The following is a 10311-nucleotide window of genomic DNA, read 5'->3' as shown; positions in this document are numbered from 1 at the left end:
AGGAGGCCGTCAGCAGAGCCTCGGCACGATCGAGTCCGGCGGCAAGCGGTGTCCAGTCAACTGCACGGACCCCTTGCAATGCCGCGCGAAGTTGCCCCCTGTCAGACGACATCGGTGCGAGGACGTCGATTGCGGAACATGACTTCGCCTTGCCTTCCTCCTTGTTGTTCCCCTGCTGCCCGAAGGCGGAGGCCACAGGTTCGAATCCTGTCGAGTGCGCCATTCTCGAACAAAAGAGAGAACTGCGGGCGTGGTTTTGGCCACGCCCCCTGCGGCGCTCCGGGCCAGCACGGCCTTGGAGCCGCTGATGCGGATTTCCCGATCGTCGACACGGACCTCGTTGAGCAGCAGCCGGGCATAAGCTTGACGCAGATCGGGCGGGCCGCTGTGCAGCTTCTCACGCAGTAGCAGCGCAACCTTCTCGATCTTCTCGGGTGTGATTATGGGCTCGGCCATCGCTAGGCGACGGGTCAGATCAGAAATCTGTTCGGCAAGCTCGTCGCGCCGGAACCGCAGATTGACCAGCCGCTCACGCATCGAGGCATCCTCGGCGTCCATGAGGCCCTTCTCGACCAGTTCCAGCAGCCGGGCGATACCAGCCTCGGCTTCCTTATGGTCCTGGCGCATCTGACGCAGGCGATCCCGGTTGCGGTCCTCGCGCTCGATCGCTGTGCGCAGATATTCGTCGAGCAGGGCGACGAGGTGATCCGGCTGCAATATCTGCTTCGATACTTCGCCGATCACAATGTCATCGAGCTTGTCCATCGGCATGCGCAGTCCCTTGCAGCCGAACGGGCCTTCCTTGAGACGGGTCGAGCAACAGTAATAGCGATACTGCCCGCCCTTGCCGGTGTTCTGGATCAGAGCTGCCCCGCAATGGCCGCATCGGGCTACTCTGGCCAGCAGTGTGGGGGAGTTGACGATGCGCGGGGCCACTCGTTTGGGCGCACGGCTCTGCAGGAGAGCCTGCACGGCGTTGAAGGTCTTTTCGTCGATGATCGCGGGCACCACGAACGGCACCCATTCGGACGGCGGGCGTGGGCGACCGTTGCGGCTGTCGGTGCGGTTGAAATGGTGCAGCCCGTGATAGGTTGTGGAGGTCAGGATGTCGTGAACGCCACCGGTCGTGAACCTGCGTCCTCGCCGGAGGAGGCCGCGCTCGTTGAGCCATGTGGCGATGGCTTTCACGCCCATCGGGCGGCCTTCGGTGCCGGAGGCCATGTCAAAGATCATCCGAACGACCCGCGCCTCGGCCTCGTCGACCACCAGCACTTTCTTGTCCTTGTTGCCTCGGCGCTCGGCGATCTCGACGCCGTAGCCATACGGCGGTCGCGAACCATTCCAGAAGCCCTGACGAGCGTTCTCCAACATGGCGCGGTGGACGTGTTTGGCGGTTTCCCGGCTCTGATGCTCGTCGAAGATGTGCAGCAGCTTGCGGAACATCTCACCGGTTGGGTCTTGTCCGACCTCCTGCGTGATGGAGACCAGTTCGACCCCGGCTTTTCGTAACTCGCGGATATAAAGCTCGGAGTGCAGCGAGTCGCGGCTGAACCGACTCAGGGAATGCACGACAACGAGATCAAAGGGCTTGTCCGTCCGTTTCGCCGTGTGGATCATCTCCTGGAACACGGGCCGATCTTCGTCGAGGGCGGAAGCCCCCGGCTCGGAGAAGACCTGCACCACCTCGATGCCCTGCCGAGCGCACCATGTGCGGCATTGGACGATCTGATCGGGGATCGACAGATCGCGCTCGGCCTGCCGTGCGGTTGATACGCGGACGTAGATTGCCGCCCGCGTCATGGTCGATCACTCCTCGCCGAACAGGATCGCGTCGATCTCCCTGCCAAGATAGGCCCGCAGGATCGCCACTTCGTCGCGCAGCACGGGCATGATTGCTGGAAGGTCACTGACCAATGCCTGCCGTCCATCGACTGGCAACCTGACCGGAGAGGAAGGCGCAGCCCGCCTGCGCCGGATAATGATCCGGCCACTGCGCTTTGACGCAGGGCGGCCCTTCGATACGGGGCAGGAGGCAGGCTGGGCGTCCATCTCCCATTGTCTACGGGAACTGCCCCGAGGCAACCAAGGCCTGATTTAATGGGTGGATCAAGGATGGTACCACTCGCTCGATTTCGCGGGTCGAAAGCAATTAATTGCACAAGGCTATCAGGCATCTTCGCGCTCCTTCCGCGCCGTAAGCCGCGCCACTGCGGCGGCTCTTCGCGCCTCGAAGGCCAACTGCACCGCTTCGTGAGCGCGGGCTCCATCGGCGAGAATGTAGTATTTATGTGCAGTCTGGTGATCGGTGTGGCCGAGGAGGTCCGGCACAAGCGCCACCATGTCAGGGTCGTGATCGACGAAACTGCTCGCCGCGATGCTGCGGGCTAGATGCGGCCAGACATGACGACCGAAGGCGTCCTTCGTGCGCTTTTCGATTTGATCCCGGATCGAACGATCTCCCATTGGTTGCCCCCAGCGATCAATCCACAGCCGGTCGGTTTTCGACCCGTCGCCCTGCATCAGCAGTCTGCGGCGGTGATCACGCAACCAGACGTCGATATAGGGGGTGAGGGACTGGGGTAGTTCGGCCTGATAGGGATGAGAGGTCTTGGTTTCCTCCTCGGTGAAGAAGAGGAGGTAGCGGTCGCCGTCGAATAGCAGATGCCGCCCGATCTCGATCGCCGTCAGGTTGGCGATCCTGACAGGGCAGCAGGCAAGAACAGCAATCAGTAAGCCATCGCGCATGCAAGTCGCAGCGTGATAGCGATCACCCATCTCGAGCGCCCGATCCATCAGATCGACCCCCAGCGACAAAAGCTGCCGGGCGTCGACCATGTGGGCACGCTTGTCCTTTTCCGGCCTGGCAATGGCCTTGAGGTTGCGGATGACGGTCCGCAGCCAGTTCCAGTCCTGGCTGGGAGCTATCGCCATGATCATCCGGGCGAAGCCCTCGAAGATCATTTCCACGCTGCAGGACGCGACCCGGTCCTGAAGCTGGATGAGGAACAGGCGAACGCGATCAGGTGTCACTCTCGTTTCGGGCGGTGCTCCGGCATCGAGCCAGCCGTTGCGGGTGAGGAATGACAGCCACTGGCCGTACCCCTGCTCGACATTGCGGCAGCGGGCCGCGCTCCACTTGCTGGCGGGGTTGGGAGCGTCCAGAAAACTTCTGGCCTCGCGGGCCTCACGGTAACGCAACTGGTCAACGGCGGGCCATTGGGGAGGCTTGAGGCAAAGAGGAGTGCTCACAACACGTCCTCCACCTCGTTGAAGCTGCAATCCACGGCTTTACGAGGCTTTACGCTACGCCTGACCCTGATCCGTGCGGTGTCGCGGCTGCGCAGAATATGCTCCTGGAAGTGGCGGGAGGCCTGCCGCTGCTTGGGCCGGGCATAATAGTGACGGGTCGTATTGATGTCGCGGTGCCCGAGATGCTGGCTGACGGTGAAAATGCCTTCGGGGTTGTCCTTCAGGTAGAGTTCCGCCGATATGTGACGGAACTGATGCGGTGTGATGGCCACCCCCAGAACGCGCTTTGATTGGGCACCGATGGCATAGGCCATGGTCTTAGGGTCGATGCAGTTCCCATCCGCCGCCGGGAACAGCCAGGGCGAGGGATCGGGACAGAGTTTCGGCCGCCAGTCGCGCAGATAGGTTTCCAGCAGCGCCACGGTTTGATCGGGAAGCCTGAAGCGCAGGTCTTCATTGTTCTTCACCTCTGCGCCGTCATGCTCGATGATCCAGAACGCATCCTTGCCGTGGCCGATCTTCCGAATAGATTTGCCGAGTTCGAGGCTGACGAGATTGGCGCGGCGGACGCTGCACACCAGCAGCAGTTCGATCGCCATAGCGGTTCGGGCGAGCGCGGCTGATCCGCGCCGGTCCGGATTTTTCATGGCGCGCTCAAGCAGGATGAACGGTAGAAGCTGCAACTGATCGGCGAACCGCTGATCGTCGAGCTTGTCGAGCAAGGCGCGGTTCTTGGCGGTCATGCCTCGCCTGTGTTCGCGCTGATCCCGGACGCTTTTAAAAATCTGGTCCAGCCGGGCGAGTTCGTTATTGGGCAGGCCGCACCAGCGACCAATGGTGCGAGCGCGCAATGCCAGCTGGAACATTTGAGGCGTGATCGTTCCGCCTGCGCGTTCATGCAGGAAGCGTAAGCTCCGATCGACGTGTTCTGGCCTGACCACATCTGAAAGGGACGTCAGCTCCGACAGGGACGTGCCGGTGTGAACCAGAGCCGAGACGATGACCGTTACATTGAAACGATATTGCTGGATCGTACCGGGTTTCAGAGGCTTGGCACTCTTGCTTTCAAAGCAGGCCGTCGAAGCGAGCGAAGCGAGGAAGGCGTCGAGTTCCTCCACCAGCGTGGACGGCCATTCGGCCTGATCGATCCAGTAGCTGGTTCGCTTGGGCTCAGGCGGCGTGAGTTGGGGAAGATCGTCACGTGAGGCGGCGACCTTGTTCCATGCTCTGATACTGCCACGCAGCGTGCCCAGCCAGTTTCCGGTCATGGCCTCATCGCGCAGATGGGCCTCGAACCGTTCGATCACGGCATCCGACATATGGCGCGGTAACACCCCCTGGCCTGACGCGAAGTGGAACAGGCGGGAAGTGGCGCGCTGCATTTTCGTGTCGAGCGTTGCCTGCAACGCGCCCCAATCGCCGGTGAGCGGATAGCGCGAGCGCGGATTGAACAGCCTGCCCCTGGCGAGACGGAACGCTTTGCGCAGACGGGACTTGAGGTTGGCGAAGGACTGCTCGGACATGCCCGCCATTGCCGGAGATACATGCCCCAGCCGCTCGAAGATGACGCGCTGGTTGGCCGTTACGTCCAGCAAGCCGTGGCCGATAATCTCGTCGACGCGTTTGATGGCAGAGCGGAGCAAGGCAATTTCCGAAGTGGGCAAATCGCATTCGAGCAAATATTCGCGCAAATGCTCAAGTGTGAGAAGCGATTTTTTCTGCTCCGAATTGCTGTTGTTATGGTTGTTCGTGTGCATTGTTATTCATCCTCGTTCAAACGTGAAAAATTGTGAAACCCCATATATACTATTCCCTGAGTGTAGTTATTTGGGGTATTCACAAGGGTCAGATCACGTCGCCTCTCAGGAATTTGACGAGGTCGGCTTTGTCGATCCTGACGCGCCCCTTTTCCTTGGAGCGATAGGCAGGCAGACCCTCAGCGCGTATCCAGCGGCGGATCGTGGGCTGGGATGCCTGGGCGAAGGTCGCGGCCTGACGCACCGTCAGCAGCTCAACGGGCATGGCGATGACCGGAGCGGGATTCTGCGGGGGCGTAGTAGAAGTCTTCTTGCGCGGCACCTTGATCACGTCGTTCCTCCTTCCAACTGTGGACCACGCCACCGGGAGGAGACTGCTGCGCTGTGCGATGTTGATGCCGCCAAGTGGCGGCGGGTTATCGCCGGACAATCACCTCAGCGCCTCGTGGGCGGCGTGGGTGATCCCGGATACTGCGCATCATTGCGCAAAAGACCACAAGTGATTTCAGGGGTGGAACAAAACTTAACCCACTGATCGCAAAAGCAGGGGCGCGGCTCGCGCTGCGCAATTGGGTCGATGGGCATGGGACGGTTCATAGCCGGGTCCCATGCTCCACTGTTCAGAGGGTGGTGGTCAGTCCAGCGTGACACTTGCCAGCAGCTTCGTCAGGGCAGCTTCCTTGTTCAGCAGGCCACGCGAATGCGGGACCGCCCCTGCCGAGACCAGCGCCTGCTCGAATACGGCATATTGCTCTTTGTTGAGATACATCACGACAGCTCTGGTGTCGGGGTCGACCGTGTGGCCACGCAGGTGCATCTTCAGTTCGTGGGCTGTGACGGCTTCGGCGAGCGTCAGGAGTTCTTTCGCGTTGTCCGCATCAATGTGGGGCGCAAGGTGCGATAGCTTGGTCCAGCCGATACGGCGCAGACGATCGGGCGCGATACCCAGCGCATGGAAACTGCGGTCGATCTGGGCAAGGTGATAGGCCTTGCGCGGCCCGATGCCGAGATTCTTCGCAACCGATACGAAGTCGTCAGGGTGCTCATCTTGTATCTCGCGCAGGTAGCGGGCCGCTTCGAGGAAGTGGTCTCCGATCATGTCGACAAATGCCTGCGGCACATGCGGCATCTTGTTCTTGGGTCCTTTCATTTTGAATAAGCCTTTGAAGTTGTTGGAACTTATTCTCTATGGATAAAGCGCTGGCGGACAAGGATTTTTTGGCGAAATGTCTGCGCAAATCATCCAATTTTTGCTCAGCCATAGCCATTTGCGCTGCTCGCCCCCGCATGCGCGGTATCTTTCTTTGACAGATCACTTTGGCTATCAGTGCGCTGCTCCCGAGACACGCGGGAGTGGGGCGTGGAAACCCCTCTTGAAGCACCTCGGTCGCCGATTTTCGGAGGCCGGGTGGCATGCGCGCATGTCCAGCCGGTTCGCCGGTAAAGGCGCATGCGCTCGTTGCTTCAGCGGGTTTCCAACATCCGGCTTTGGCCGTCGCCCCAGGATCAAAGGGGCGACGGAGGGGCACATCGAACACGCATCAATTTCTACAGCACCGGCCTTCGGTATCGCGGATGTGATCACCAAGGTATCACAGGTCGCATTCGGCAAGCCGCTGGTCACGAACGTGCTGCGAGGCCATGTGGCCGAAGCAATCATCGCGCTTGCCCTGGAGCCGGAATGGACCTGGTGCAGCGCCGATTACGCTGGATGGGACTTCGAGCGGGCGGACGGCCTCCGGCTGGAGGTCAAGCAATCGGCGGCAATGCAATCCTGGTCCACCGGCAAGCCGAGCAAGGCGATCTTCGATGTCGCGGCTCGCACAGGATATTGGGAGGGCGGCACGGAGTGGATTGCGAAGGAGGGGCGTAAGCGGTGCGTGAAGGCCGCCTTGTCAGGCTGACTTTCGGTTTCTGGCGTAGGCGGCTTTTCCGATCTGCCGTCGCCTGGCGATGGCGGCCATCCTTCGCACGATTGCCTGCTCGTCGATATCGTCTGCGTTGAACGGGCCGCCATGCCACCTCCTCAGATGCGTATGCTCTTCGTGCGACGGGTCCGCCATGGCGTCGAGGAACATCTCGAAGCCCGGGAAACCGCCAACATCTTCGGGCGGGCAGCGGCGTTCGCCGATTACGAAACGCGGGTAATGGATGTCGGGATCGCCGAGGCCGACGCTCTCGACGGTGAGGGTGTGGCGCCAGTCGTCCCCCATGTCATAGGTGTAGGTCAGGTCGCGGATCCCGCGCTCGATCAGCGCACCGAGCCTGACGTTCCTGGCGGCGGCGAGATCACGGTCGGGCCAATCGGGGTCGGGAACGCCGTAGAGCCGATCGCCGGCTTCGAACTGCCAGAGGTGATAGTCCTGCCAGCCCATCGCAGCCTGGATCACATCGTGCAGCATCTTGAGGCTACCGGTGAGCGGCATGTCGACGATGCGCCAGATCTCGGGTTCGATGTCATCGAGGCTGATCCGCAGTCGGGCGATGGTCTCGGTCATGCCGCCCTGTTAACAGAAATGGGGCTGACGGGCACAGGCTCGGCTGTCCAGTTCCAGGGCATGAGTTCGTCCCAGCGGCTCGATGGCCATCCGCTGGCGACCTTCTCGATGATGTCGGCGATGTAGGCCTGCGGCTCGATGCCATTGAGCTTGGCCGTCTCGATGACGGAATAGATGGCGGCGGCACGCTCGCCGCCAACCCTGGAGCCAGCGAACAGCCAGTTCTTCCGCCCGATGGCAACCGAGCGCATCGCGCGCTCGGCGATGTTATTGTCTATCTCGGCTGTGCCCTCGTCGAGATAGCGGGTGAGCGCTGCCCAGCGCTTGCGACCATAGGCAAGCGCCTTGGCCATGGCCGATTTAGGCGACAGTAGGCGCAGCGCGTCGTCGATCACGATGCGCAGCTCGTCGACCTGCGGGCGGCTTTGCTCCTGCCGATGTTGCCGTCGGATATCGGGCGGCTCGCCTCGTATCTCCTCTTCGATCCGGTAGAGATCGGCGATCCGCTCGAGCAGGTCGGTGGTCAGCGGGGTCGGGCTGGTCTGATGGTTCTCGAAGATCTTGCGGCGGAAATGTGCCCAGCAGGCAACCTCGCTGATACGGTTCCCCTGATAGAGCTTGTCGTAACCGGCATAGCCGTCGGCCTGAAGCAGACCGGTGAAGGTCTTGAGCTCGCCTTGGGGATGGACGCCGCTTCGATCGGGGGTGAACCGATACCAGACCAGCGCCGGACCGGCGGCGCCCGAGGCGCGATCATCGACGACATAGGTCCACAGCCTGGCTTGCGCAGTCTTGCCCTTGCCGGGCACGAGCATCGGCACCGGCGTATCATCGGTGTGCAGCTTGCCGGCCTTGAGGCCTTCTTCGCGGATACGGGCGACGATCGGATCGAGCAGCGCAGCGGCCTGGCCTGTCCAACCGGCGAGGGTCGAGCGGTCGATATCGATCCCCTGCGCCGCCATCATCTCGGCCTGACGGTAGAGCGGCAGGTGGTGATCGAACTTGTTCACGACCACATGGGCAAGCGTGGCAAAGCTGGCCTTGCCGCGCGCAATCGCCTTCACAGGGGCCCTTGCCTGGACGATCTTCTCGCAGGACCGGCAGGAATACTTGGGCCGAACGGTGCGGATGACGCGCCACTGCACCGGTGCCACATCGAGCATCTCGTCGCTGTCCTGTCCAAGCGCACGAAGCGCGCCGCCGCAATCCGGGCAGGCGCAGCAGCCGGCTTCGGGTTCGATCCGACGCTCGGTGCGGGGCAGATGGGGCGGGAGGCTGCGGACCGGCGCATTGCGCCTGCTCGTGGCTGGCACATCCTTGTGGGCATCGACGAGCTCGGCTTCGCCCTCCAGTTCTTCCAGCGTCAGCTCGAGCTGTTCTATCTGGCTGGAAAGCTTCTCGGAGGACTGGCCGAAGCTCATCCGCCTGAGCTGGGAAAGCTGGAAGCGGAGTGTCTCGATCAGCGTGTCGCGAGCCGCAAGAGCTACTTCCAGCTCGGCGATCCGGGCGTCCTTGTCCATGTGAGAAGAAGCTTGCTCTGGCACCTCCATCCTCTAGCGGATCGGGACGCTCAATGCCAGACAAACCGCACGAAACTGCCGTTTTTATCCCGCCAGAAGCGGGGCCGCGGTGCGCTCCGGACGGCGCCAGTCGATACCTTCCAGCAGCATTGAAAGCTGCGCCGCGGTAAGGCTTACGCTACCGGTCTTCGTCATCGGCCAGACAAAGCGGCCGCGATCCATGCGCTTGGAAAACAGGCACAGTCCCTGGCCATCGTACCATAGCAGCTTGACCAGATCGCCGCGCTTGCCGCGAAAGGCGAACAAGGCGCCGGAATGCGGGCTTTGCTTCAGCACCTGCTGCGCCAGAACAGCGAGACCGTCGAAGCCCTTGCGCATGTCGGTCGCACCGCAAGCGAGGTAAATGCGGGTCGAAGGCGGAAGCGGGATCATCGGGCGAGCACGCCAAGCACCCGCGCCAGCGCATCGGCATCGACCGTCTGATCGACGGTCAGCTTTACTCCGGAAGGAAGCTCGATGCCGATCCGACCGTTCGGCGCAGATCCCGGTGGCGATGACACTGCGGCCGTAGCTGCCGGCTCGGCCAAGGCGACCTCGGCAAAGCTCGCCCCGGATAGCGCTGGAACCGAGGGTCTTGTGCCGGTCAACTCGCCCGACATCGCCAATCGCCGCCACGTGTACAGCTGTCCGCTGCTCACCTCGTGCCGTTCGCAGGCCGAGCGCACCGAACCATCAGGCCCAAACGCATCGCGCAGCATCGCCAGCTTCTGGTCCACCGTCCAGCGCCGGCGCCCGGAAACGCGCCCGACGACCTCTATGCGAGCACTCATACGACCGCTCGTATGACCACTCGTATGACCACTCGCTCCCTGCTGCTCGCTATCGTCCATCATCGCAGCCATCAGTGGCTGCCGACGCCTACCTCGACAAGGCGGCCTTCACACCACGGTTACGGAGGGGCGTCCCGCGCACCTTTATGTCTTCGCTCACCACGGCGTCTATGGCGATCATGCCGATCATCGCGACCCGGCGCAGTGGGAGTTCTATGTCGTGCCAACCTCCGCGTTGCCCGATGTGAAGCAGATTTCACTCAGCCGGATCAAATTGATCGCGGCTGCAGTGCCCATGATCGATCTTGCGACAACCGTTGAGAAAGCTGTCCATGCTATCTCCCGATAAAGGCGGCAGGCATCGCTCGGAACATTCCATCGGAGCGCTTGGAATCTCAATTGAAGACGATATAACGCATATTGAGGCGATTTGCCGAAGGGCATTTCGAAGCGGGGG

At 61.8% G+C, this 10311-nt stretch carries 10 protein-coding genes; 1 reads left to right on the top strand and 9 read right to left on the bottom strand.

Annotated features, from left to right (window positions below; translation table 11 throughout):
- Window positions 1–9: 9 nt before the first annotated feature.
- The 5 genes from AB433_RS15860 to AB433_RS15840 all read right to left on the bottom strand — a co-directional run bounded on the left by AB433_RS15860 (window position 10) and on the right by AB433_RS15840 (window position 6156).
- Window positions 10–1800 (bottom strand): recombinase family protein, encoded by a 1791-nt coding sequence (locus AB433_RS15860; RefSeq protein ID WP_053059218.1) that lies wholly within the window; start codon window positions 1798–1800, stop codon window positions 10–12.
- Window positions 1801–2166: 366 nt separating this feature from the next.
- Window positions 2167–3249, bottom strand: coding sequence for a site-specific integrase (locus AB433_RS15855; protein WP_156170857.1), 1083 nt, complete (start codon window positions 3247–3249; stop codon window positions 2167–2169).
- On the bottom strand, window positions 3246–5006 hold the full coding sequence (locus AB433_RS15850; RefSeq protein ID WP_047822378.1) for a site-specific integrase: 1761 nt from the start codon (window positions 5004–5006) through the stop codon (window positions 3246–3248). Before AB433_RS15850 ends, AB433_RS15855 begins: the two co-directional genes overlap by 4 nt.
- Window positions 5007–5094: 88 nt before the next feature.
- Window positions 5095–5337, bottom strand: coding sequence for a helix-turn-helix domain-containing protein (locus AB433_RS15845; RefSeq protein WP_047822375.1), 243 nt, complete (start codon window positions 5335–5337; stop codon window positions 5095–5097).
- Window positions 5338–5640: 303 nt separating this feature from the next.
- Window positions 5641–6156 carry a hypothetical protein gene (locus tag AB433_RS15840; RefSeq protein ID WP_047822373.1) on the bottom strand — a complete coding sequence of 172 codons (516 nt, stop codon included), beginning with the start codon at window positions 6154–6156 and terminating at the stop codon, window positions 5641–5643.
- A gap of 271 nt (window positions 6157–6427) precedes the next feature.
- Between AB433_RS15840 and AB433_RS15835 the strand changes: the two genes are divergently transcribed.
- Entirely contained in the window at window positions 6428–6910 is a 483-nt protein-coding gene (locus tag AB433_RS15835) for a hypothetical protein (protein ID WP_156170856.1), read from the top strand.
- Here the strand turns inward: AB433_RS15835 and AB433_RS15830 are convergent.
- From AB433_RS15830 to tnpA, 4 genes are read right to left on the bottom strand one after another with little or no spacing between them, the layout of a single operon-like run.
- Window positions 6902–7504 carry a plasmid pRiA4b ORF-3 family protein gene (locus tag AB433_RS15830; RefSeq protein WP_047822368.1) on the bottom strand — a complete coding sequence of 201 codons (603 nt, stop codon included), beginning with the start codon at window positions 7502–7504 and terminating at the stop codon, window positions 6902–6904. The two genes, AB433_RS15835 and AB433_RS15830, sit on opposite strands and share 9 nt — an antisense overlap.
- Complete coding sequence (gene tnpC / locus AB433_RS15825; protein ID WP_375782389.1) at window positions 7501–9054, bottom strand: IS66 family transposase; 1554 nt, start codon at window positions 9052–9054, stop codon at window positions 7501–7503. The genes AB433_RS15830 and tnpC overlap by 4 nt, the downstream gene beginning before the upstream one ends.
- 54 nt (window positions 9055–9108) lie before the next feature.
- Window positions 9109–9456, bottom strand: coding sequence for an IS66 family insertion sequence element accessory protein TnpB (gene tnpB / locus AB433_RS15820; protein WP_047822365.1), 348 nt, complete (start codon window positions 9454–9456; stop codon window positions 9109–9111).
- The gene (gene tnpA / locus AB433_RS15815; protein ID WP_047822363.1) at window positions 9453–9854 is read right to left on the bottom strand and encodes an IS66-like element accessory protein TnpA; all 402 of its coding nucleotides are present in this window, start codon (window positions 9852–9854) and stop codon (window positions 9453–9455) included. The genes tnpB and tnpA overlap by 4 nt, the downstream gene beginning before the upstream one ends.
- Window positions 9855–10311: the final 457 nt, after the last annotated feature.

Source organism: Croceicoccus naphthovorans (assembly GCF_001028705.1).
Classification (GTDB): domain Bacteria; phylum Pseudomonadota; class Alphaproteobacteria; order Sphingomonadales; family Sphingomonadaceae; genus Croceicoccus; species Croceicoccus naphthovorans.
The sequence above is the reverse complement of the archived record's forward strand: the minus strand, read 5'-3'. Positions and strand labels throughout refer to the sequence as shown.

Bases quoted from the DNA above. Each gene is read 5' to 3' on its own strand.
- AB433_RS15860 (WP_053059218.1), bottom strand. From the start codon at position 1,800: ATGACGCGGGCGGCAATCTACGTCCGCGTATCAACCGCACGGCAGGCC.
- AB433_RS15850 (WP_047822378.1), bottom strand. From the start codon at position 5,006: ATGCACACGAACAACCATAACAACAGCAATTCGGAGCAGAAAAAATCG.
- AB433_RS15840 (WP_047822373.1), bottom strand. From the start codon at position 6,156: ATGAAAGGACCCAAGAACAAGATGCCGCATGTGCCGCAGGCATTTGTC.
- AB433_RS15835 (WP_156170856.1), top strand. From the start codon at position 6,428: ATGTCCAGCCGGTTCGCCGGTAAAGGCGCATGCGCTCGTTGCTTCAGC.
- AB433_RS15830 (WP_047822368.1), bottom strand. From the start codon at position 7,504: ATGACCGAGACCATCGCCCGACTGCGGATCAGCCTCGATGACATCGAA.
- tnpC (WP_375782389.1), bottom strand. From the start codon at position 9,054: ATGGAGGTGCCAGAGCAAGCTTCTTCTCACATGGACAAGGACGCCCGG.
- tnpB (WP_047822365.1), bottom strand. From the start codon at position 9,456: ATGATCCCGCTTCCGCCTTCGACCCGCATTTACCTCGCTTGCGGTGCG.
- tnpA (WP_047822363.1), bottom strand. From the start codon at position 9,854: ATGAGTGCTCGCATAGAGGTCGTCGGGCGCGTTTCCGGGCGCCGGCGC.